This window comes from Mesorhizobium sp. M0088 (assembly GCF_040322895.1).
Classification (GTDB): Bacteria; Pseudomonadota; Alphaproteobacteria; order Rhizobiales; family Rhizobiaceae; genus Mesorhizobium.
This window is the reverse complement of sequence record NZ_JAMYUI010000010.1, coordinates 167,879-189,468: the sequence shown is the minus strand read 5'-3', so window position 1 is coordinate 189,468 and position 21,590 is coordinate 167,879. Positions and strand designations below refer to the sequence as shown.

General features: G+C 63.2%; 20 protein-coding genes. 4 read left to right on the top strand and 16 right to left on the bottom strand.

What is annotated here, in order from left to right:
- Positions 1-21: 21 nt before the first annotated feature.
- Genes NKJ67_RS14500 through NKJ67_RS14490 form a run of 3 tightly spaced genes read right to left on the bottom strand, consistent with a single transcriptional unit; the run spans position 22 to position 3,792 of the window.
- Entirely contained in the window at positions 22-450 is a 429-nt protein-coding gene (locus tag NKJ67_RS14500) for a GNAT family N-acetyltransferase (RefSeq protein WP_352581742.1), read from the bottom strand.
- Positions 434-1,837 carry a sigma-54-dependent transcriptional regulator gene (locus tag NKJ67_RS14495; RefSeq protein WP_352581741.1) on the bottom strand — a complete coding sequence of 468 codons (1,404 nt, stop codon included), beginning with the start codon at positions 1,835-1,837 and terminating at the stop codon, positions 434-436. Before NKJ67_RS14495 ends, NKJ67_RS14500 begins: the two co-directional genes overlap by 17 nt.
- Positions 1,834-3,792, bottom strand: a complete 1,959-nt coding sequence (locus tag NKJ67_RS14490) for a sensor histidine kinase (protein ID WP_352581767.1) — start codon at positions 3,790-3,792, stop codon at positions 1,834-1,836. Before NKJ67_RS14490 ends, NKJ67_RS14495 begins: the two co-directional genes overlap by 4 nt.
- A gap of 167 nt (positions 3,793-3,959) precedes the next feature.
- Between NKJ67_RS14490 and NKJ67_RS14485 the strand changes: the two genes are divergently transcribed.
- Positions 3,960-5,288: a dicarboxylate/amino acid:cation symporter gene (locus tag NKJ67_RS14485; protein WP_127327056.1), complete on the top strand. Its 1,329-nt coding sequence runs from the start codon at positions 3,960-3,962 to the stop codon at positions 5,286-5,288.
- A gap of 69 nt (positions 5,289-5,357) precedes the next feature.
- Here NKJ67_RS14485 and NKJ67_RS14480 read toward each other — a convergent pair whose 3' ends face one another.
- The 12 genes from NKJ67_RS14480 to NKJ67_RS14425 all read right to left on the bottom strand — a co-directional run bounded on the left by NKJ67_RS14480 (position 5,358) and on the right by NKJ67_RS14425 (position 16,950).
- Complete coding sequence (locus tag NKJ67_RS14480) at positions 5,358-6,386, bottom strand: ROK family protein (RefSeq protein WP_352581740.1); 1,029 nt, start codon at positions 6,384-6,386, stop codon at positions 5,358-5,360.
- Positions 6,383-7,105, bottom strand: coding sequence for a ribulose-phosphate 3-epimerase (locus NKJ67_RS14475; RefSeq protein ID WP_128289613.1), 723 nt, complete (start codon positions 7,103-7,105; stop codon positions 6,383-6,385). The genes NKJ67_RS14480 and NKJ67_RS14475 overlap by 4 nt, the downstream gene beginning before the upstream one ends.
- The gene (locus NKJ67_RS14470; RefSeq protein ID WP_352581739.1) at positions 7,102-7,935 is read right to left on the bottom strand and encodes an alpha/beta fold hydrolase; all 834 of its coding nucleotides are present in this window, start codon (positions 7,933-7,935) and stop codon (positions 7,102-7,104) included. Before NKJ67_RS14470 ends, NKJ67_RS14475 begins: the two co-directional genes overlap by 4 nt.
- Positions 7,935-8,753 carry a sugar phosphate isomerase/epimerase family protein gene (locus NKJ67_RS14465; RefSeq protein ID WP_127319214.1) on the bottom strand — a complete coding sequence of 273 codons (819 nt, stop codon included), beginning with the start codon at positions 8,751-8,753 and terminating at the stop codon, positions 7,935-7,937. The genes NKJ67_RS14470 and NKJ67_RS14465 overlap by 1 nt, the downstream gene beginning before the upstream one ends.
- On the bottom strand, positions 8,753-9,829 hold the full coding sequence (locus NKJ67_RS14460) for a Gfo/Idh/MocA family protein (RefSeq protein WP_127319216.1): 1,077 nt from the start codon (positions 9,827-9,829) through the stop codon (positions 8,753-8,755). The genes NKJ67_RS14465 and NKJ67_RS14460 overlap by 1 nt, the downstream gene beginning before the upstream one ends.
- Positions 9,830-9,840: 11 nt before the next feature.
- The gene (locus NKJ67_RS14455) at positions 9,841-10,614 is read right to left on the bottom strand and encodes a sugar phosphate isomerase/epimerase family protein (RefSeq protein ID WP_352581766.1); all 774 of its coding nucleotides are present in this window, start codon (positions 10,612-10,614) and stop codon (positions 9,841-9,843) included.
- Positions 10,615-10,725: 111 nt separating this feature from the next.
- On the bottom strand, positions 10,726-11,568 hold the full coding sequence (locus tag NKJ67_RS14450; protein ID WP_023808790.1) for a carbohydrate ABC transporter permease: 843 nt from the start codon (positions 11,566-11,568) through the stop codon (positions 10,726-10,728).
- Positions 11,569-11,573: 5 nt separating this feature from the next.
- Positions 11,574-12,470, bottom strand: coding sequence for a carbohydrate ABC transporter permease (locus tag NKJ67_RS14445; protein WP_352581738.1), 897 nt, complete (start codon positions 12,468-12,470; stop codon positions 11,574-11,576).
- Positions 12,471-12,606: 136 nt separating this feature from the next.
- Positions 12,607-13,854 carry an ABC transporter substrate-binding protein gene (locus tag NKJ67_RS14440; RefSeq protein ID WP_127266568.1) on the bottom strand — a complete coding sequence of 416 codons (1,248 nt, stop codon included), beginning with the start codon at positions 13,852-13,854 and terminating at the stop codon, positions 12,607-12,609.
- Positions 13,855-13,962: 108 nt separating this feature from the next.
- The gene (locus tag NKJ67_RS14435) at positions 13,963-15,108 is read right to left on the bottom strand and encodes an ABC transporter ATP-binding protein (protein WP_352581737.1); all 1,146 of its coding nucleotides are present in this window, start codon (positions 15,106-15,108) and stop codon (positions 13,963-13,965) included.
- A gap of 87 nt (positions 15,109-15,195) precedes the next feature.
- Entirely contained in the window at positions 15,196-16,146 is a 951-nt protein-coding gene (locus NKJ67_RS14430) for a PfkB family carbohydrate kinase (protein ID WP_352581736.1), read from the bottom strand.
- 3 nt (positions 16,147-16,149) lie between these two features.
- On the bottom strand, positions 16,150-16,950 hold the full coding sequence (locus NKJ67_RS14425) for a beta/alpha barrel domain-containing protein (protein ID WP_127255183.1): 801 nt from the start codon (positions 16,948-16,950) through the stop codon (positions 16,150-16,152).
- Between the two features lie 162 nt (positions 16,951-17,112).
- Between NKJ67_RS14425 and NKJ67_RS14420 the strand changes: the two genes are divergently transcribed.
- The 3 genes from NKJ67_RS14420 (at position 17,113) to NKJ67_RS14410 (ending at position 20,252) form a co-directional block, all read left to right on the top strand.
- Complete coding sequence (locus NKJ67_RS14420) at positions 17,113-17,874, top strand: DeoR/GlpR family DNA-binding transcription regulator (protein ID WP_127319228.1); 762 nt, start codon at positions 17,113-17,115, stop codon at positions 17,872-17,874.
- 259 nt (positions 17,875-18,133) lie between these two features.
- Positions 18,134-19,282 carry a Gfo/Idh/MocA family protein gene (locus tag NKJ67_RS14415; protein WP_128307382.1) on the top strand — a complete coding sequence of 383 codons (1,149 nt, stop codon included), beginning with the start codon at positions 18,134-18,136 and terminating at the stop codon, positions 19,280-19,282.
- Positions 19,283-19,292: 10 nt separating this feature from the next.
- Complete coding sequence (locus NKJ67_RS14410; protein ID WP_352581735.1) at positions 19,293-20,252, top strand: alpha/beta hydrolase; 960 nt, start codon at positions 19,293-19,295, stop codon at positions 20,250-20,252.
- Here NKJ67_RS14410 and NKJ67_RS14405 read toward each other — a convergent pair.
- The gene (locus NKJ67_RS14405; RefSeq protein WP_352581734.1) at positions 20,240-21,274 is read right to left on the bottom strand and encodes a LacI family DNA-binding transcriptional regulator; all 1,035 of its coding nucleotides are present in this window, start codon (positions 21,272-21,274) and stop codon (positions 20,240-20,242) included. The genes NKJ67_RS14410 and NKJ67_RS14405 overlap by 13 nt on opposite strands.
- Between the last annotated feature and the right edge of the window lie 316 nt (positions 21,275-21,590).

Below are 21,590 nucleotides of genomic sequence, written 5' to 3'. Positions count from 1 at the left end.
TCCCGGTTCCGCCGGGATGGGTCAGGCCAACGCCAGCCTCTTCTGTAGAAAGATGCGGCTGCGGCCGATAGGGAAACCGGCAAGTGTTCCAAAGGGCTGATAACCCTGGCGCTGATAGACCTTCGCCGCGTTTGGATTGAAGGTGTCGATCCAGGCGTTGTTGCAACCGCGTGCCATGGCTTCCCGTTCGGCCGCATCCAGCATCTTGCCGGCCATGTGCTGGCCGCGCAGCCGCTCATCGACCCAGAGCCATTGCACATAAAGCCAGCCCCAAGCGGTGTAGCCGGAAATGCCGGCGACGACCGCGCCATCCTCGTCGCGCACAAACACCACAAGCGCCTTCCTTTCGGATGCGCCGACATCGCCGTCGTTGAACGCCGTCAGCCGTTCACCGAGAAAGGCGAGTTCTTCCGGCAAGGGATTTGCCGTCGTTTCAAGCGTCGTGTTCATCGCTTTTCCGAGATGGTTGCGTGTCGGCGTCGCCGCCATTGCGAAACTCTGATGCGGCAATGCCGTAGCGCTTGAGCTTGTCATAAAAGGTCTTGCGCGGTACGCCGAGCGCATCGATGGCGCTGCGCACCTCGCCACCATGGTCGCGCAGCGCGTCGCGGATGAGCTGTGCTTCGTATTGGCCGACCCGTTCGGGCAATGCTGCCGTAGGCTCCGGCGAATGCGCGGAGACCGCCCTCCTCTCATCTTCCGGACCGAGGCCGAGCGCAACACGGTCGGCAAAATGGGCAAGCTCGCGCACATTGCCTGGCCAGTCATGCGACTGGAGATGATCGCTGACCGCAGCGTTCATCTTCGTGACAGGCCGGCCGAACCGTTCTGCCGCCTTGCCGAGGAAATGCCCAAACAGCATCGGGATATCGCCGCGACGCTCGCGCAGCGGCGGGATGCGCAGCGTCACCACGTTAAGGCGAAAATACAGATCCTCGCGAAAATCACCGCGTTGGTCCGACCGCCCCAGATCGACCTTGGTCGCGGCGACGACCCTGAGATCGATGCGCCTGATGTCGTTCGAGCCAAGTGGAGTGAGGCTGCGCGTTTCGAGCACGCGCAGCAGCTTGACCTGGAGCGCCGGCGGCATGGATTCGATCTCGTCGAGAAACAGCGTGCCGCCGCTGGAATGCTCGATGCTGCCGATCCGCCGCCGCTGCGCGCCGGTGAACGCGCCCGCCTCATGGCCAAACAACTCGCTCTCGATGACCGTCTCCGGCAGCGCACCGCAATTCAGTGCCACGAAGGGTTTTGCGCGCCGTCGCCCCCATCTGTGCAGGAGGTCCGCCACCACTTCCTTGCCGGTTCCCGTTTCTCCCTCGACCAGCACATCGACGTTCATGTCGGCAATCTGGCGCAAGGTCTCGCGCAGTCGCTTGATGGCAGGAGCCTCGCCGATCAGCGGCAGGCCGTCAGTGGCGAGGGCCGCGGCTTCGCGCAGCCGCCGGTTCTCCATCACCAGCCGTCGCTTCTCACTCGCCCGTTTCAGCGCCTCGACAAGGCGGTCGCCGGCATAGGGTTTCGAGATGAAATCGTAGACACCGTCCTTGAGCGCGGCCACTGCGAGATCAACGTCGCCATGGCCGGTGACCAGGATCACGGGTATGTCCGGGTCGATCGCCTTGATGCGATCGAACAGCTGCAGCCCGTTCATGCCCGGCATGCGGATGTCGCTGACCACCACGCCTTCAAAGGTCCTGTCGACAACGGCAAGCGCTGCCTCGGCGGCGTCGCGCGCGACCACAGCGAAGCCGGCAAGCTCGAGCAATTGCGTTGTGGCGTGCAGCAGGTCCGCATCGTCGTCGACGAGCGCCACCAGCCCTGATCCCTCAATCATTCAATTCGCCTCAAATCGATGGTGAAGGATGCGCCGATGCCATTGCCGGGATCGAGCCGCAGCGTGCCGCCCAATTCCTGGGCGATCTCCTGCGAGATCACCAGCCCGAGGCCAAGCCCCTTCTCCTTGGTGGTCTGGAACGGCATGAACAGATTGCCGGCTGCTTCCGGGCCGAGACCTGGGCCGTTGTCGCGCACCGAAATCAGCACCCTGTCGTCGTGCTCGGCAAGTTGGATCTCTATGCGGGGATCGGGCTGGTCCTTCATAGCGTCCAGCGCATTCTGCAACAGATTGACCAGGATCTGTTCCAGCCGGATGCGGCTGGCCATGACCACCGGCGAGGCATTGCCGCGCGGCTTGACGATGGTCACGCCGGAATCACGGATGCGGCCCGACAGCAGCGACAGCGCGCCATCAATTGCCTCGCGCACCGGCAGCGGCGAAGCGGCGACACCCGGCCGCCGGGCGAAAGTGCGCAAGGTGCCGGTGATCGCGCCGATGCGTTCGGTCATCGACACGATCGACGTCAGATTGCCGCTGGCCGGTTCGGTTTTGCCGGTTTCGAGAAAGCGGCCCGCATTCTCGGCATAGGTGCGGATAGCGGCGACCGGCTGGTTGATCTCGTGCGCCACGCCGGCGGCGATTTGGCCGAGGATGGAAAGCCGGTTGGCCTGGGCGAGGTCGTCGCGCAGCCGGCGCACCTTGGCTTCAGCATTCTCGCGCTCGGCGATTTCACCGGCAAGTGCGGTGTTGGAGCGGGTCAACTCGGCCGTTCGCGTGCTGACTCGGCTCTCCAGTTCGGCATTCATCCGCGCCAGCGCCTCCTGCCTCAGCCGTCGTGCGCGCTGGCGGCGGGTAAGCACGAAGGCAAGCAAGCCCATCAGCAGAAGCCCAAGCAGCGTGGTCAGGCGCGCCGTGTTGGCGGCCGATGAAAGAGCAGCGTCGGCGGGAGTGAGCAGCCAGAGACGCCAGCCAGGAACAGCAGCGGGCAAATCCTGCACCACCTCGACGAACTGGCGCGGTTTTCCCGCGTTGTCGATCGTCGCCAGGCCGTCACCAGCGCCGCGCCGGATCGGCAGCGGCTCGAAGCCTGCATCGGCCAATTGGAGCTGCTCGTGGGCTGCGGCGGTGTCCTCGGCCGACAGTGGCGCCAGCGCACGGAACCGCCAGTCGGGCTGGCTGGTAGCCAGCACCACGCCGCGTTCATCAGTGATGAACACAAGGAAACCGCTGGAACGCCAATTGGCTTCGACGCCGTCGAGTTCGACCTTCAGCACCGCAACGCCAAGCGGCTTGCCGCCATCGTCGACGCGGCTGGCAAGGTACAGCCCCGGTCTGCCGCTGATTGTGCCGAGGCCATATTGGCTGGCAGCACCCTTGCTCATCGCTTCCTGGAAATAGTGCCGAAAATTGTAATCGATGCCGACAAAGCTCGCCGGTTCGTCGGCATTGCTGGCTGATATGGCGATGCCTGCCGTATCGATGATGTAGATGGCGGATGCCGAGGCATCGCCGGCAATCGACTTGAGCTTGTCGTTGAGGGCCTTTTCTTTCATTTTTCCGGCCCGGCGCAGAGCGCCGCGCACCGCATCGTCTCTGGCCAACACCAGTGGAACCAGGCGCTGCTTTTCGATTTCGCCGGTCAGGGTTCCCGCCGCCAGCGGCAGTGCGGCGAGTGCCGTCTCGCGCAGATTATCGGCCGCCTGGCCGGAGGCGATGCGCCCGGCAATGGCGATCGCGCCGGCCAGAAAGGCAAGAGCGACGACCACGGCAACCCAGCGGCCATCGCGCAGCCGCGCCACGGCCTCGCGCAGCAATCCACGGCCGGCAAATCCGGGGGATCCGCTATCGGTGCCTGCTTGCGGCGTCTGCCCTCTCCCCTTTGCTCGCGGCCTTTCGGCCAGTGTAATGCGAAAATCCGCCCAGGCAAACACTGCCTGTGCGGAAATCCGCACAGGCTTTGGCCGCATGACGTCAGACAAAGGCGGAAATCCCGTGGTTCCGGCCTTTCCGCGAACTGGCACAGCGCTTGCAAAACTCCCTGGCAGCGGCGTGCGACCGGAGCGCCGCGATGGGAGAAGTCACGCAGGGCGCTCCGCCCCATCCGGCCAGGGAGAGTTCGATGCACATCGCAGACCAATCAGGCGCGCTTGCCGCGCAGCGCAAGCCTTTCTATGCCCAACTCTACGTGCAGGTGCTCGTCGCGATCACCGTCGGCATCCTGCTCGGCCATTTCTATCCGTCGGTCGGCGAGAGCATGAAGCCGCTCGGCGACGCCTTTATCAAGCTGGTCAAGATGATCATCGCCCCGGTCATTTTCCTGACCGTGACGACGGGCATTGCCGGCATGAGCGACCTGCAGAAGGTCGGACGTGTCGCCGGCAAGGCGATGCTCTATTTTCTCACCTTTTCGACGCTGGCTCTGATCATCGGCCTTGTCGTCGCCAATGTCGTGCAGCCGGGCGCCGGCTTCAACATCGACCCGGCGACGCTCGACGCCTCGACCATCAGCAATTACGCCGCCAAGGCGCACGACCAGTCGGTCACCGGCTTCCTGATGAACATCATCCCGTCGACCATCGTCGGCGCCTTCGCCGACGGCGACATCCTGCAGGTGCTGTTCTTCTCGGTGCTGTTCGGCATCGCGCTGGCGTTGGTCGGCGACAAGGGCACGCCCGTGCTCAATTTCCTGCAGGCGCTGACGACACCGATCTTCAAGCTGGTCAGCGTGCTGATGAAGGCGGCCCCCATTGGTGCCTTCGGCGCGATGGCCTTCACCATCGGCAAATACGGCATCGGCGCGGTGATCAATCTCGCTATGCTGGTCGGCACCTTCTACGTGACGTCGTTCCTGTTCGTGTTCGTCGTGCTTGGCGCGGTCTGCCGCTACAACGGGTTCTCCATCCTGTCGCTGATCCGCTATATCAAGGAAGAGCTGCTTTTGGTGCTGGGCACCTCCTCATCGGAAGCCGCCCTGCCCTCGCTGATGGAAAAGATGGAGAAGGCCGGCGCCAAGCGCTCGGTCGTCGGCCTGGTCATCCCAACCGGCTATTCCTTCAACCTCGACGGCACCAACATCTACATGACGCTGGCGGCGCTGTTCATCGCACAGGCGACCAACATCCACCTGTCTATGGGTGACCAGATCCTGCTGCTGCTGGTGGCCATGCTTTCCTCCAAGGGTGCCGCCGGCATCACCGGGGCCGGCTTCATCACCCTTGCGGCGACGCTTTCGGTGGTTCCGGCGGTGCCGGTCGCCGGCATGGCGCTGATCCTCGGCGTCGACCGCTTCATGTCGGAGTGCCGGGCGTTGACCAACTTCGTCGGCAATGCTGTCGCCACGCTGGTGGTGGCTCGCTGGGAAGGCGAACTCGACGAGGCCAAGCTGGCCAGAGCGCTGGCGGGCACGGCCGACGATAGCCTGCCGGCGGACGTTGTTCCCGCCGAGTAATGACGCGCGGTCAATGCGTAAAAGGCCGGAGGCGTGCTGCCTCTGGCCTTTGTCATGCAGGTCGCAACGTCAGACCGTGCCGGTCTTGCTCAGCGGCGTGTCCGGAAACGTGCTTGGGCCGACAGGCATGCGGGCTGCCAAAGTGCCCCCGTCGTCGAACAGCACAAGGCTGGCGGCGCCGACGAGCCCGGCATGGCGGCCAAGCTGGGCCTGAACGACCGGCACGTCGCGATAGGCGCGCATAGCCCGTTGCCTGATGGTCGCCTCGATGGTCGGCAGCATCAGGTCGAGCCCATTGGCGATGCCGCCTCCGACGACCAGCACATCGGGCGAATAGAGATGCAGGAGATTGGTGAAGCCAACGCCCAGCCAGCGCGCTTCCTCCTCCAGCAAGGCCGAGGCAAGAGCGTCCTGCAGCCGTGCCGCCTCGACGACGTGGCGGCCGGTCACCTCCGCGTCCGCTGACAAGCGTCGCAAGGTAGAGCCGTCTCCGGCTGCCGTGGCGGCGCTGGCGCGGCGGCCAAGTGCCGTTCCCGAGGCGATGGCCTCGAAGCAGCCAACGACACCGCATACGCAGCGCTCGCCTTCATTGGTGATGGTCATGTGACCGATCTCGGCGGCAAGGCCACGGCGGCCATGCAGGATGCGCCCGTCGACGACGACACCGCCGCCGATGCCGGTCGAAACCGTGACAAAGACCAGCGAGCGAGCGCCATGGCCGGCGCCGAAGCGCCATTCGCCGAGCGCCGCGGCATTGGCGTCGTTCTCCAGCCGCACCGGCAGGCCGAGCCGCCGTTCCAGGATGTCGGCAAGCGGCACGTCCAGCCAGCCGGCGAGCGTCGGCGGGCCGACGGCGATGCCGGCCAGCGGATCGAGCGGCCCCGGTGCACCGACGCCGACGCCGACGATCGAAAGTGCCGGGGCCTCGGCATGGACTGTCGCCGCCAACGCCTCGATCTGGCCGATCACCACATCGGGACCGGCCTGCGCCTGCGTCGGCACCGCCGCGAATGCCAGGATCTTGCCGTCGCGGTCGACCAGGGCGGCGCGAAGCTCCGTCCCGCCAAGATCGATCGCAAGGGCGGCTTCTGATGTCATGCCGCGACCTTCAAGCCGTGCAGCCAGCCGATGCGGCCGGCGAGGTCCTTGTCACCGAAGGCGAGCGAACCGAGAACCACGGTTTCGGCCCCGGCGGCACGCAGCAACGGCACGGTCTCGTGGCGGATGCCGCCATCGGCCGCCAGAACCACTTGCGCCTCGCGGCCGGCCTCTCTCAGGATGGCGCGGGCAGCGCCCAGCCTGTCGCAGGCCTTGTCCGACAGGCTCTGTCCCTTGACGCCGATTGCGGTTCCAAGAAGCGTCACGAAGGCGGCTTCCGGGACGAAGGCCGTCACTGCTTCCACAGGCGTCTCCAGCCTGAGTACGACGCCGGCCTCGGCGCCGAGCTCCCGCGCCAGCCGCACGGCGCGCAATCCGGCTTCGCCATTCTCGGCATGGACGCTGATCATGTCGGCGCCGGCTTCGATGAACTGGCGCGTCTGCGCCTCGACGATTGCTTCATCGACCATCAGGTGGACATGGATGGGTTTCGCCGTCAGCCCCGCAATGCGGGCGACGAGATCGGGGAAGAACAGGAAGGACGGTGCGAAATGACCGTCCGCCACATCGATATGATGAAGATCGACATAGGGCTCGATGCGCTTCAAGTCGTTTTCGAAATTGGCGAGATTGGCCGACCAGAGCGAGAATTCGGCGATCATCCGGTCGCGCGGCAATGCGGCGATGGCGGCCGGGCCTGAGAGAGGTTTCGAGATCATGACTGGTCCTGGTTGTTGAAATTCATGTCGAGAAAGTCCGCGATGGCGGCGCGAATTTCGGCGAAATGGCACTCCTTGTCGGTGGCCTTCGGCATCACCTCGGCAAAGATCGCATTGGGGATGGCGTCGGCGAGGCTGCGGGCGGCGGCCAGCGGATGGACGAGATCGATGCCGCTGCCGATGACGAGCGTAGGGAACGCAAGGCTGGCGGCGGCTGCCCGCGTCACGCCAGGTCCATCCTCTGCGATCGCCTGCATCACCTCGGCGAAGACGGGCGCGTTTTCGCGCGCGAAGAAGCCGAGCAGGGAAGCAAGATTGTCCGGCGCTTCGGTGCGAAAGCGGGCGGCCGTCGCGGACGCCGCGAAGATATCTCGCGCCTGCGATAAAGGACGGCTGCGGATGAGCTCCGCCACTTCCACGTAAGGGCGCATGTTTTGCGGCGCCGCATCGAAAGCCCAGGCAGGGCGCACAAGCACGAGACCGGCGACCCGGTCCGGGTGCCGGGCGGCAAGCTGCAAGGCAATGGCCGCACCCATCGAGATGCCGCCGGCGACGAAGCGGTCGAGGCCGGCCGCATCCGCGGCGGCCAGCACATCATCGGCGAACATCGCGATCGAAAACGGGCGCTTGCTACCGGCGCCGGAACCGCCCTGCGCGCGGCATTCGACGGTCAGCCGACGGTATGAAGGACCATCGGGAAAGTTCTGCGCGACCTGCGCTGCGTCACCGCCGAGGCCATGCTGGAAGACGACGGGAAGCCTGCCCTGCCCCGTGTCGAAGACACGAAGCGCTGCATCGTCGCGAAGCAGGATCGTCGGGGCGGCGCCCATCAGAGGAGCCTTCGCAGAAAGGCGGCGACATCGGGGGCTTCGTCGGCGGACAGGCCGTGGGTGACAAGCGGTCCGTCGAAGCCCGCTGCCTTTAGCCGTGCAACAAAATCAGGAAAATCGACAATGCCTTGTCCTGATGTGGCAAAGCGACCGTCACCATGACGGTCCTTGGCATGCGCCATGGCGATGTGGCCGGCGGCCTCGTCGATCGCGGCGGCAACGATAGCGCGCGCCTCGCCGGGCGTGGCGTGTTCGAACAGGTTTGCCGGATCGAGCACGATCTTCAGATGCTTCGATCCCATCTCGGCGATCAGCCGGGTCGCATCCCTGGCCGAGGTGACGATGTTGGCCTGCTCAGGCTCGATGCCGAGATCGACACCGGCACCTTCGGCCAGCGCCAGCGCCTTCGCCATCTCGGCGGCCATGTCGGACCAGGCGGCCGGATCGGCATTGTCGGGATGATAGGCCCACTGATCGGCGGCGTTGCGCGAGCCGGTGCAGAGCGTGACCAGCGGGATGCCGAGGGCAGCAGCAGCCTCGATGACAACGGCGAGGCGCCTGAGGCCGTCGTCGCGCACGGCTTTGTCGGGATGCGCCATGTTGTAGGTGCCCGACAGTGCTGCGAGTGAAACGCCGTTCGACTGCGCGGCGGCACGGACGGAGGCGATGGCGTCCGCCGGCACAGCATCCGGCATCGACGGCAGGCCGGCACAGGCCAGATTGAACTGCGTCGTCTCATAGCCAGCTTGCCGCACCGCAGCCAGCACGGCGGCCGGATCGGTGCCGGCAAAGGTCTTGGCGAAAATGCCGAGACGCATCACACCGCCCCCGACACCGAGGCGAGTTCGACTCGCTCGCCTGATACCACCGAACGCGCGATGGCGACCATGGCGCGGATCGAGGCGATGCCGTCCTCGACATTGGCGCCACGCATCGGCGTGCCGTTCAGGACTGTGTCGGCAAGACCTTCCAGCTGGCGGCGGAAGAAATGGCCATCGGCGCCGAGCGGCTTGTGGGCCGTGGCGGTCTTCTCGTGAAATATCTCCACCTCGCTGGCGCGGAAGTACCAAGGGTTGAATGTCCTGGCGATAACGGAGCCGTTCTCGCCATAGAGCTGAAAACCTTCGTGCCAGTCCATGCGCACGGCAACCGTCAGGTCGAGATGGCCGAGCGCGCCGCTGGCGAACTCGGTTTCGACGAACCAGCAATAGGCGCCGAATTTCTCATTGAGGCGGGCGCGCACGGCGACGATATCGCCGCACAGGAAACGCGCCGTGTCGACGAGATGCGAGCCATGGGCCAGCATGAAGTATTGCCTGAGATCGGCCTTGGGATTTCCTGCTGGCTTCCTGGCTAGCCTGCTGGTGACGGGCAGCGGCTGCACGGCATCGGTGTTGGTGTAGCGATGGGTGGAATCGCAGTACCAGGCCTTCAGCGCCAGCACTTCGCCGATCTCGTCGCGAACGAAGTCGCGCGCGGCCTCCAGTGCCGGATCGAAGCGCTTCATGTGGCCGACCTGCAGGATCTTGCCCGAGCGCCTGACCGCTTCGGCCAGCGCCTCGCCCTCCTCGACCGAGGTGCCGATCGGCTTTTCACAGAGAACATGCTTGCCGGCGTTGAGCGCCCTGATCGACATCGGCACATGATAGGCGTCCGACGTGGCGACGATCACCGCTTCCAGCTCGGGATCGGCGAGCATTGCCTCATAGTCGGAATACATTTTCTGCGGTTCGTAAGTGGCGCCCATGCGCGCAAGCAGATCGGGTGCCGCGTCGCAGATGGCGTAGAGGTCGGCATTGCCGGCCTTGACGCAGGATTCCAGATGCGCGAACTGCGCGATGGGGCCGCAGCCGAGCACGCCGACCCTGAGGCGTCTGTCCTGTTTCTTGATCATCGTCTCGTTCTTCAGGCGCCGTAGCTGCGCATAGTCTGGCGGTTGGTCTTGACCGCGCCGGCAGGATCGGCGGCGGCCGTTTCGGATTCTTCCTCCAGCACCAGCCAGCCGTTGAAGCGCGGTGCGGTGTTGGCGATCTCGATGACCGCCGGGGTGTCGCAGACGCCTTTGCCGAGCATGGCCCAGGTACCGTTGGCATCGACGTCCTTGAGGTGGATGTAGCGGATGCGGTCGCGGTAGGTGCGCAGCGTATCGGACATGTCCTTGTGGCCGCGCAGGATATGGCCGGTATCCGGCACCCAGTCGACCAGGTCGGGGTCGAGCAAGGCAAAGATCGTGTCGTAATCGGCGCGGTCGAATAGCAGCGTGTTGTGGTGCGAGCTTGGATGCACCGCAACCTGGACGCCGGCCTTGCGTCCGATCTCGCCGGCCTTGTTGTAGACCTCGGCCGCGATGGCGAACTTGTCCTCGCGCGGGCCGTCGGACACCGCCGTTGCAGAGCCCATCGACACCAGCGCGCCGGGGAAGGCGCCGGCGAAATCGATCCAGCGCTTGGCGGTTTCGAGGTCGGCGCCGATCTCCTCCTTCAGCGTAAAACCACTGTTCGAGCCAAAGGCGAAGGAAACCAGCGTCAGCCCCGACGCCTTCAGCGCGGCGGCGAACTCCTCCGGCTTGTCGCCATAATGTCCGATCATGGTGTCGGTGATCTCGATGCCGGCATAGCCACCATCGGCGATCGCCTTCAGCAGATCGTCGGGGCCGCCGGTAAACCGGTCTCCCAGCATTTCCCAGGTGAAGGTCTGGCAGCCGACTTTGAGCTCTTTCACGTTCGTCCTTTCATTCCTTGGTATCGCCTATTGCTTGATGCCACCCTGCGTCGCCGTGGGATGGACGTCCTACTTGACCGAGCCCGCGGTCATGCCGGCGAGGAAGTACCTCTGGGCAACGAGGTAGATGAGCAAGAGCGGTAGCGAGCCGAGCACACTCATTGCCATCATCTGGTTCCATTCGAAGGCGTGCTGCCCCATCAACAGTTGGATGCCGATCGGGACGGTGCGCATGGACGTCGACTTCGTCAGTGTCAGCGCAAAGAGAAATTCGTTCCAGCACAACAGGAAGGTGTAGACCGACGTCGCCACGATACCAGGCAGTGAAATCGGGACGATCACCCGCCAAAGCGCTGTCCAACTGGTGCCGCCATCGACGGCTACGGCTTCATCGAGATCGCGGGGCAAGGTGTTCAGATATCCCGTCATCAGCAGGATCGCGTAGGGCAGCGTAAACACCAGATAAGTCAGGATCAGTGCGACGTAGGTGTCGAAGATGCCGTATGAGACGACGAGCCCGAAGAAGGGGATCAAAAGTGTGATCGGCGGAATCGTCTGCGTGCTGATGATGATTGTGTTGAGGCTGCCCTTGCCGCGGAAGTTGAAGCGGCTGAACCCGTAGGCCGCCAGCAGGGCGATCAGCACCGTCAGCACAGTCACCGCTCCCGCCACGAAATAGCTGTTGAAGAAGAAGCGCAGCTTTACCGGGTCGCCAAGGATGGCTGCATACGCTTCCAGCGTGAAGGCCTTTGGCAGGATGGTTGGTGGCAGGGCAAAGATTTCGGTATTCGATTTGAACGAGCTGCTCAGCATCCAGTAGATCGGAAATGCCGCGAAAAAGAGCCCCGCTGCAAGCGCTACATGGAGCGCGACGGTGATCAGCCTGTCTTTCGGCGTATGCCTTTTCCTCATGGTGACTACCGAGCCTTCTGATAGCGAATATAGAACAGCGTCAGGCCGAGAGAGATCAGCAGGATGACCACAGCGCTCGCCGAAGCCTGCGACAGGTTGTAGCTCGAAAACGCCAGCTTGTACGTGTAGGTGCTGAGGACCTCGGTCGAGTAGATCGGGCCACCGCCCGTCGTTATCCAGATTAACGGGAAGACCTGCATGGTCCAGATGAAGTCAAGCAGCGAGATGCTGATGATGATCGGCATCAGCTGCGGAATGGTGATGAAGATCAGCTTCTGGTAGGCTTTCGCCCCGTCGATATCGGCAGCCTCGTAAAAATCCTTGGGAATGCCCTGCAAACCCGCGAGCAGGCTGACCATGAAGAGCGGATAGCCCGCCCAGATGTTGGCAAAGGTGACCGCGTGCAGCGCGGTCTCAGGCGAGGAAAACCATTCGACCTTGGAACGGATGATGCCGATTTGCATGAGAATGCTATTCACGACACCGTTCGGCTCAAGCAGCAGGCGCCAGATCACGGCGATAATCACCGCGGTGAACAGCCAAGGCAGTATATAGAGCACGCGCAGGATATTGCGCAGCGTCGGATTGATGCGGTCGCTGTTCAGCATGAGCGCGAAGGCCATGCCGATGGTCATGTGGAAAATGACACTCATGCATGTGAAGTAGAGCGTGTGCCACAGCGAAGCCCAGAACACGGGGTCGTCGAAGATCGCCTGGTAGTGTTTCAGTCCGGCAAAGGATGGGTCACGACGCAGCACCGCGCTGTTCTGGAACGAGTAGCCAATCACCGTCACCATCGGCAGCAGCATCAGAAGCCCGATTATGAGCAGCGAGGGCGACAGATAGAGGTAGGGTGCGACCGCTCGTTTGAGCTTGTGGTGGGAGCGCTTTTGCCGGGTCATGTGCCAACCTTGGGATACGCCTTCAAGAGAAGGTAAGCTTCAAAACAGGTCCACTCAAATTGCCTATCCGTTGTTGCCGGGTGGCCTGCCCGAAGTCAGGCCACCCGGTCGAAGTCAGCAAACGGGAACAGGCCGATCAGAATTTCGCCATCCAGCCCTTCTGAGCGGCGGCGGCTGCTTGTTCCGGAGACTGCTCGCCGGCGAGCATCTTTTGGGCTTGCACGTCGAACTGGGTCATCAGGTCTTCTGCCACCGGCAGGCCCGTGAACTCATTGGCGAGATAACCGGTCTTGAAGATTTCAAAAGCCTTGCCGAAAGCCTTGTCCGAGGTCACGAAATCGGGCTTGGCGTTGACGTTGCCCGGGAAGGCGTTTGCAAGCGACACGAGCTTGGCGTTCACCTTTTCACTCATCACATATTGGACGAGTTTCCAGGCCTCTTCCTGATGTTTCGAGGCAGCAGAGATGCCGATGCCCCAGGAGGCATAGGGAAGGCCGCGCTTGCCGGTATAGTTTTCCACGACCGGGACCGGAATGAGGTCGAAGTTCAGCTTGGGATTGCGCTTGCGGATGAGGTTCACATGCGCGAGCGAGTCGATCATCATCCCGACGCGGTTGTTGACGAACTCCTCGACCTTTTCCTGCTCGGTCTTGGTGGCGATGCCGGGCGAGATGGTTCCGGCGTCGTTGAGAGATTTGACGAAGGTGAGCATATCCACCACCGGTTTGCCCTCAAGGTCCGGCTTGCCGTTCGCCATCATCGACTGACCCGAAGCCCAAACCCACGACATCATGTCGTTCTGAACGCCGGATGGCGTTTGCAGCGAGAGGGGCAGCACCCAGCCATACTGATTCTTGTCGGCGATCGTCATCTTCTTGGCGGCTTCGAGAAACTCCGCACGGGTCGACGGCAGCTTGGTCACGCCTGCCTGGGCAGCAAGGTCCAAATTCACGAAGACCGGATAGACGAAGGAAGCCACGGGAAACATCACCGCCTTGCCGTCCACCTTGACGATGTCCGCGACCTGGCTCTTGTCGAAACCGCTCGCATCCATCATCGGATTCATGTCGGCGAGTGCGCTCTGCGCATTCAGATTGTTCACCCAGGCACCGTCGAGACCGACGACGTCGCTGAGCGTTCCGGTTGCAGCACCAACCGAGATCTGGTCTCGCGTGGTCGCGTAGGGGCCGCTGACCAGCGTCACTTTGATTCCGGGATTTGCGGCCTCGAAGTCATCCATGATTGCCCTGAGCGAGCCGGCCGGCAATTCGGGCTCCCACCATTGGGTGAATTCCAGCGTCGTATCCGCCATGGCGCCGGTTGCGCCGAGCAACCATGCGGCCGCGGCTATTTTCAGCATCGCGGGTTTAATACGAAACGTCATTCTCTCCTCCTTCTTTATATTCGCCCGCACAATGCGGCCGATTGTCTGGTTATTCAGAAGTCTTCTTACGCAGGCGCCTCACCCTCACCCGCGGGTCTTCGGTGATACTCAGATTGCCAGATGCGTCTCCGGGTCGAAGTAATGGAGCTTGGTATCATCCAGGGCCAACCTGATTTCCGAGCCGGAACGGACTGTGCTGACCGGTTCGAATTTCGCCACCGCATTCGACGCCAGGCCGAAATCCTGCACCGCGTCAGGGTCGCCGGAGTCCACCCGGACCGCGTCGATGTCGAGATGGACGATTTGTTCGGATCCAAGTTCTTCGATCGAGGTCACCTTTGCCGGTATCGTCTGATACTTGCGGCCGGATTCGAGGCTGCTGTCATAGAGATCCTCCGGTCGTATGCCGAACACGACCTTGCGCCCCGCATACGACTTCAAGCCCGGCCTGCGCACGAAGGCTGCATCCTGCAGCCGGATGGCCAGGGCGCCGGACATCAGTTCGTCGCCCGTCAGGGTCGCCTCGAAAAGGTTCATCGAAGGAGACCCGATGAAGCCGGCAACGAAGGCGTTCACCGGCGATTCATAGAGTCTCTTGGGTGTGTCGACCTGCTGCAGCACGCCGCCTTTCAACACCGCGACCCTGTCGCCCATCGTCATGGCTTCGGTTTGGTCGTGGGTCACATATATGGTCGTTACGCCGAGCTGCTTTTGCAGACTGGTGATTTCGGCGCGCATTTGAACACGCAGTTTCGCATCCAGATTGGAAAGCGGTTCGTCCATGAGAAAGGCTGCCGGCTCGCGCACCATGGCGCGGCCCATGGCAACCCTTTGACGCTGCCCGCCTGAAAGGTTCGCGGGTTTGCTGTCCAGCAGAGACGTCAGTTGAAGGGTTTTGGCGATCTCGTCCACGCGCTTTTTGCGCTCGGCCTTCGGCTTGCCTGCCAGCCGCATCGAAAAGCCGATGTTTTCGAACACCGTCATATGCGGGTAGAGGGCGTAGCTCTGGAAGACCATCGCGATGTCGCGGTCCTTGGGCGGCATGTCGACGACGTCGACACCGCCGATCCGAAGGCTGCCGCTGGTGACGTCCTCCAATCCCGCGATCATCCGCAACGCGGTGGATTTGCCACAGCCGGACGGCCCGACGAGAATCAAGAACTCACCGTCCTTAACCGACAGGTTCAATTGGTCGATTGCGTGAAAATTGTTCCCGTATGTCTTGCAGATATTCTCAAGAACGACTTCTGCCATATTCCTCCCTCCACAAGTCTAAGCCACTGATTTTTATGATTGTCCTCGGCTTACGTCACCTGCGAAATATTCCTTGGATAGTTCGGGCTATGTTCCGGTATCGAGCCGCGCATATTTCAGTTCGACTGCCGGCGGCGCGTTCGTCGATGCCAGGAGTTGCTTGACCTGGTCGTCGGTCGGAAGCGCCTCGCGCCCGCCCCGCCCCGTTATCGAAAGGGCCGCCGCCGCGGCCGCGAATGCGACCCGGCCTGCGGTGTCGATCCCGCGCGTCAATGCAACGGCATAGGCGCCATGAAAGCAGTCACCGGCGCCGGTCGAGTCGACGACGGCAACCCGGTGCGGAGGCAGGTGCCAGAGCCCTGTCTCGTCGCGTCCGCGATAGAAGACGCCCCTGCCGCCATCCGTCAGAACCACGGCGGACCGCGACGGCAACCACAATGCGTCGAGTATCTCGGCCGGCGACTGGCGGCCGGTGGCGGTCCGCGCGAAGCCGAGCGGAAGAATGAGATGGTCGCAGAGCCCGATCAGTCTCTCGGTGGCCGGGCCGTGGCTCCATTCGACATCGCCGAGGATCGCAAGGCCGAGATCGCGAGCCCGAGCCACGACATCCAGCGACCCGATCCCGTAACTGTCGACGATCAGGACTGTCGCGCGGCTGAGAACCTCGTCCGGAAAGTCCGGCGCGGTGCCCAGCATCGCTTCGTCGTCATACGCGATGAATCGCTCCCCATCCGAACCGACGGTGATCCGCGAGCGCACCGGGCGCGCGTGCGGGTGGCGCGGCGCAAACGCGGTTTCAACGCCGCTCGCAACGAGATCGCACAACACGGCGTCGTCGGCGGCACTGCCCAGCCATCCGACGAACCCGGCGCTTCCGCCGAGCCGCGCGACGGCGGCAAGTGCCGTCGCGACATTTCCCCCGAAAGCTCGGGCACTTTGCAGAACCTTCCCCTTGCCCGCCGACAACGGCTGATCGACATAGACGATGTCGTCGATCGCAATAGCTCCGAAGCCGAGGATTGAAGGGACGGCGGGCATGGTTCAGGCACCCGCCTTCGCCAGGGCGTCTTGCGCCGAAAGGCCGTCATGGATGACGCCCCGAAAGGCGATCGCTGCCTTTTCCGGATCGCCGTGCCCCCAGAGATTGCGGCCCACCACGGCACCGCGCGCGCCGGCACGGATGGCGTCCGCCGTCTGCTGAAGGGCGCCGAGCAGCGTGTCGGTCTTCGGACCGCCGGCGATCACAACCGGCACCGGGCAGGTCCGAACGGTCTCTCGGAACGACTCGAAATCGCCCGTGTAACCGATCTTGATCACATCGACGCCGGACTCGTAGCCGATGCGTGCCGCATAGGCGATCTCGTCGGGGGTGAAGACGATTTTTGCCCCGTCGGTGAAATCGCGAGGGTAGATATGCGCCACCACCGGCATGCCGTAACGGGCCGCCGCGTTCACCGAATCGGTCAGCCAGCGTATGTATTTGCCCTCGGTCGCGCCGCGCACCGGAATGGCCACGGCCAACGCATCGGCGCCAGCGCGCACCGCATCCTCGGGCGTTGCAATCAGTTCACTGATGCGATCGTCCGGGGTGAAGCAGCCGGCCTGGATCACCAGGCAAGCCTTGCCCGCGTATTGCGGCCACAGATGGCGCGCGGTGCCGGGCTGGATGCTGACGTAGTCGGGTTTGCCTACCATGACGCGTGCAAGGGCGCCCGGCAGATCGGCAAGACCTCCTTTGCGCACGTCGCCATAGCCGACAAAGTGGTCGACCGCGCCGCCAAAAAGATTCCCCGATGGATGTGAGAAGAGGCGCGCCAGGCGCACCTTGGTTCCGAGGCTCATGAGTCCAAAATTCTCCAATCGATTGATTTCAAAATCCTGCACCCAGTGTTTGCGAAAGAAAAGACAAATGCAATCTTTCGAAAGCTTTCGAATTCGCATATTTTTGGTAGAGTGAACCGAGGCCAGGGTGATTGCTTGGCGGATGGAGGCAAGGACAGGGCAATGTTGTCAGAGCAGAGACGCCAATCGATCCTGGGTGAAGTGCAACGTAGCGGACAGGTCCGCATCAAGGACCTGTCAGACGATTTTGGCGTATCGGAAGTCACGGTGCGCTCCGACCTCGAGATACTGGACCGTAAGGGACTGCTGACCAAGACCCGCGGAGGCGCGGTGACCCGGACCACGGATTCGACCACGGCCGCGTTCGCCCGGCGGATGCAAACCAACCTCGATGCAAAGAAACGCATCGCCCGGGCAGCGGTAGAACTGTTCGAGGACAACCAATCGGTCATCTTCGACGGCGGCTCGACATTGATGCAGGTTGCCATGCTGTTACCGCCGCTCAGCAATGTCGTGGTCGCGGCCACGGCGATGAATATCGTGCAGCATCTGATGCATCGGCCCGGGCTCGACGTTCACATGATCGGCGGCCGGGTCTATCCAGACACGGTGAGCACACTGATCACCGATGCCGACACGGCTCTCGGCGGCTTGGTAGCGCATCAGGTCTTTGTTGGAGCGCATGCGATTGACTCGTCACTGGATGTGGTCGACGTGAACGAAGACATGGCGCGAACGAAGCGAAACCTCGTGCGCATGGCCCGGCGCGTTGTCCTCCTTGCGGATTCGAGCAAATGGGGCGTCAGCGGAACGTCCAAGGCCTTTTCGCTGTCGAGCGTCGATGTCGTGATCACCGACGATGGCCTGTCCGACCCGATACGCAGCCAGCTTGATAGGACCGGGGCCAAGGTGATCTATGCCTGACCCCGTCGCGGTCTTGGCCGCGGCGGAAATATCCGATGCGCGCATGAGCCACGGGATCCGCATCGACGGCCGTTCTTTCGGTCATTTTCTCCTCCCAGGACTGGCAGCCTCCCGATATCGCACCAGCATTTTCGCATGTTGTATAAAAATTTTACGCGCGTCAATATTTAAAATGTTGTATAGCCTTTTGCGAATGCGATCCGCCTAACGGCTGGGCGGATCCGGCAGGCCATGAGCGCATTGGGAGGCAGGACCGAGAATGCACGGGACATCAAAGACCAAACTCGGGATCGGCGTCATCGGATGCGGCAACATCTCGATGACTTACCTGCGCAACGCCGGGCTTTTTGGCGGGATCGAATTGCGCGCCTGTGCCGATATTTCGGCCGACATGGCGGCGGTGCGGGCGAAGGAATATGGCATCCAGGCACTCGGCGTCGATGCGCTGCTGGCCGACCCGGAGATCGATCTTGTCCTCAACCTGACCATTCCGGCGGCGCATTTCGACATTTCGTTTGCCGCGCTTTCGGCCGGCAAGCACGTCTTCACCGAAAAGCCGCTCGCCACCTCGGCCGCCGACGGACAACGCCTGGTCAACGAGGCGCGGTCGCGCGGCCTGCTGCTCGGCTCGGCGCCCGACACGTTCCTCGGTGCTGCCGGGCGCCGTGCGCGCCGGTTGATGGATGACGGCGCCATCGGCCGCCCGGTCACCGGCACCGCCTTCATGATGGGCCGCGGCATGGAGCACTGGCACCCCAACCCGCAATTCTACTACCAGCCAGGCGGTGGCCCCGTGTTCGACATGGGTCCGTACTATCTGACCATGCTGGTCAATCTGCTCGGCCCGGTCGAGCGCGTCATGGCAATGGCGACACGCGGCCAGGAAGAAAGGCTGATATCAGCCGATGGGCCATTCAAGAACACGACATTCAAGGTCGGCACGCCAACCAACGTTTTGTCGCTGCTTGAATTCCGCTCCGGCGCGACCGTCACCTTCGGCGCCTCGTGGGATGTCTTTCGCCACTCCAACCATCCGATCGAACTGCACGGCACGGAGGGCTCGCTGCGCCTGCCCGATCCCGACACGTTCGGCGGCACGGTGTCGCTGTCGGAACGCGGCACCGACTGGCAGGATTTCGCCAGCGAGGGCGAACTCTACGGCGCCCGCAACTGGCCTTATGCGGCACCCGATCGCGCCAATTACCGCATGCTCGGCGTCGCCGATCTGGTGCGCTCGCTTCAAACCGGCAACACCCCACGGGCCTCCGGCAGCCTCGCGCTGCATGTACTGGAGATCATGGAGGCTATCCTGCGCTCCGGTGAAACACAGGGATCAGTCGCCATCGCGGGCGATGTCGTGCAGCCGGCCCTGCTGACCGAGGAAGAGGCGAGCAGCCTGCTGGCCTGAGGACATGACCATGACGCTCGATCCGGATGCGCTGCGCGTCCTCGAAATTGGTCGTGCAGCCGGCGGCGAGCCATTCGAGACCGGCAGCGTGGCGGCGGCGCGAACTGCCTACAACGCCTCGTTCCCGACGTTACAGGGTGAGCACGAGCCGGTCGCTGCGACCCAGGAACGGCGGATCGACGGGACGAATGGGCCTATAGTGCTCCGCATCCATCGCGGCATCGGCGCACCGCAAAGCGGGGCACCGGCGCTGCTCTACCTGCATGGCGGCGGCTGGGTCATCGGCAACCTCGATTCGCATGACGAGATCTGCCGCCTGATGGCCAATCTCGGCGGCGCCGTCATTGTCTGTCCCGATTATCGCCTGGCGCCAGAGCACAAATTTCCCGCCGGGATCGAGGATTGCCTGGCAACACTGCACTTCATGGCGGAGAATGCCGCCGGTCTCGGCATCGACATCAGACGCATCGGCGTTGCCGGCGACAGCGCCGGCGGCAATCTCGCCACGGTGCTGGCGCTGCTTGCCCGCGATGGGCTTGCGCCTCCGCTTGCGGCGCAACTCCTGATCTATCCCAACACCGACGCGCGGCAGGCATCGAATAGCTACCAGCGTTTCGGCGACGGCTTCGGGCTCACCGCAACCACCATGGCATGGTTCCGCGACCACTATGTGCGAACGCCCGACGATATCACGGACTGGCGCGTCTCGCCCTTGCTGGCGCCTGCCCTCGCCGGCTCGGCGCCGGCTTTTGTGGCGCTTGCCGGCTGCGACATCCTCGCCGACGAAGGGGCAGCCTATGCGGCGCGCCTGCAAGCCGCGGGCGTGCCGGTGATCCTCCGGCAGTGGCCGGGCCAGATCCATGGCTTCGTCTCAATGGGACGCCATATTCCCGCTGCCCGGCAAGCGGTGGCCGAGGCGGTGGCTGCCTGGCGCCACTTCGAGAAGGTCGCTGACGATCAGGCCGACTGACGCATCACCAGGGTGGCGCCGAGCTTGACAGTGCGGGCCAGGCCTTGCTTCGGCGGATCGGCCTCGTCCAGCAGAGCCAGCAGTATCTCGACGCTGCGGCCGGCCATGGCGGTGAAATCCTGCGCCATGGTGGTCAGCGCCGGGCAGGTGTAGCGGCTCAGCGGATGATCGTCGTGTGCTGCAACCCGCAGATCGCAATCGGGCCTGCGGCCGACCTTCAGGCCGCGCGAGTACGCAGCCGCCATCACGCCAAAGGCGAGACGATCATTGGCGCACAGGATGGTGCGGCCGGGCAAGGAGCCGGCCTCCAGCATTTTTTCCGTCTGCTCGTAGCCGATGCGTTCGAAGTCCCAGGTGTAATCGCGGGTGCCTTCGATGACGACCGGCTTGAACCCGGCGGTCTCCATCGCGACGATGTAGCTTTCCTGGCGTTCGCCGGAGTTGTGGTTGACGTGTGGGATGTCGAGATAGACCGGCGGCTCACCCGAACGGCAGAGATAGTCGACGATGGTCGAGACGCTCTGCCGGTTGTCGTTGCCGACGAACGGCGTATCGCCCTCGATATAGGTGTCGAAATAGACGATCGGAATATCCTGCCCGAGCTTGTCGAAGACGCCGCGGTCGGAAGCCAGACCCAGTGGGGCGATGATCGCGCCGGCGACCTTCAGGGACAGCAGCGTCCTGACCGACTCCGCCTCCAGCTTCGGCGAACCATGCGAGGAGATGACGATCGGCCAGTAGCCTTCGTCGCGGCAGCGAAATTCGATGCGGCTGACCATCTCGGCGTAGAACGGATCGGTGATCGTCGGCACGACGATGCCGATGTTGCGGGTGCGCTTGCGGTTGAGATTTCGGGCGAAAAGGTTGGGCTGATAGTCCGAGGAGCGCAGGGCGGCTTCGATGCGCGCCCGCGTCGCCGGCTTCACGCTCGCCGGATCGTCGAAATATTTGGACAGCGTAGGCCGGGACACGCCGCATGCCTGGGCGAAGTCATCCATCGTGCGGTGCGTCTTCTCCGCCATCGATATATTCCTGATCCCCTGCCATGATCGGCCCGCCCCCAGTCATGCGGCCGTTGACCGGATGCGACAATCCTGGATGGAACTTATTCAGTCAATTTTCACAGTTACCAATAGAACCCAAAAATATTGCATGCGTCAAATTATTCGTTAACGTTTCAAAACTGAGGCGGCTCGCCGCCGTTTTTTCCCGCCAAACGCTTTCGGATAGCGCTGTTTCGTCGACTTGATCGTCAGTTCGACGATCGAGGGCCGCAGAAGCTTGCCGCTCGCTCTCGGCTCCGGGCCTGCTTGCCAAATGCCGCCATGCCGCCCATAC

Bases quoted from the DNA above. Each gene is read 5' to 3' on its own strand.
- NKJ67_RS14500 (WP_352581742.1), bottom strand. From the start codon at position 450: ATGAACACGACGCTTGAAACGACGGCAAATCCCTTGCCGGAAGAACTC.
- NKJ67_RS14495 (WP_352581741.1), bottom strand. From the start codon at position 1,837: ATGATTGAGGGATCAGGGCTGGTGGCGCTCGTCGACGACGATGCGGAC.
- NKJ67_RS14485 (WP_127327056.1), top strand. From the start codon at position 3,960: ATGCACATCGCAGACCAATCAGGCGCGCTTGCCGCGCAGCGCAAGCCT.
- NKJ67_RS14480 (WP_352581740.1), bottom strand. From the start codon at position 6,386: ATGACATCAGAAGCCGCCCTTGCGATCGATCTTGGCGGGACGGAGCTT.
- NKJ67_RS14475 (WP_128289613.1), bottom strand. From the start codon at position 7,105: ATGATCTCGAAACCTCTCTCAGGCCCGGCCGCCATCGCCGCATTGCCG.
- NKJ67_RS14470 (WP_352581739.1), bottom strand. From the start codon at position 7,935: ATGGGCGCCGCCCCGACGATCCTGCTTCGCGACGATGCAGCGCTTCGT.
- NKJ67_RS14465 (WP_127319214.1), bottom strand. From the start codon at position 8,753: ATGCGTCTCGGCATTTTCGCCAAGACCTTTGCCGGCACCGATCCGGCC.
- NKJ67_RS14460 (WP_127319216.1), bottom strand. From the start codon at position 9,829: ATGATCAAGAAACAGGACAGACGCCTCAGGGTCGGCGTGCTCGGCTGC.
- NKJ67_RS14455 (WP_352581766.1), bottom strand. From the start codon at position 10,614: ATGCTGGGAGACCGGTTTACCGGCGGCCCCGACGATCTGCTGAAGGCG.
- NKJ67_RS14450 (WP_023808790.1), bottom strand. From the start codon at position 11,568: ATGAGGAAAAGGCATACGCCGAAAGACAGGCTGATCACCGTCGCGCTC.
- NKJ67_RS14445 (WP_352581738.1), bottom strand. From the start codon at position 12,470: ATGACCCGGCAAAAGCGCTCCCACCACAAGCTCAAACGAGCGGTCGCA.
- NKJ67_RS14440 (WP_127266568.1), bottom strand. From the start codon at position 13,854: ATGACGTTTCGTATTAAACCCGCGATGCTGAAAATAGCCGCGGCCGCA.
- NKJ67_RS14435 (WP_352581737.1), bottom strand. From the start codon at position 15,108: ATGGCAGAAGTCGTTCTTGAGAATATCTGCAAGACATACGGGAACAAT.
- NKJ67_RS14430 (WP_352581736.1), bottom strand. From the start codon at position 16,146: ATGCCCGCCGTCCCTTCAATCCTCGGCTTCGGAGCTATTGCGATCGAC.
- NKJ67_RS14425 (WP_127255183.1), bottom strand. From the start codon at position 16,950: ATGAGCCTCGGAACCAAGGTGCGCCTGGCGCGCCTCTTCTCACATCCA.
- NKJ67_RS14420 (WP_127319228.1), top strand. From the start codon at position 17,113: ATGTTGTCAGAGCAGAGACGCCAATCGATCCTGGGTGAAGTGCAACGT.
- NKJ67_RS14415 (WP_128307382.1), top strand. From the start codon at position 18,134: ATGCACGGGACATCAAAGACCAAACTCGGGATCGGCGTCATCGGATGC.
- NKJ67_RS14410 (WP_352581735.1), top strand. From the start codon at position 19,293: ATGACGCTCGATCCGGATGCGCTGCGCGTCCTCGAAATTGGTCGTGCA.
- NKJ67_RS14405 (WP_352581734.1), bottom strand. From the start codon at position 21,274: ATGGCGGAGAAGACGCACCGCACGATGGATGACTTCGCCCAGGCATGC.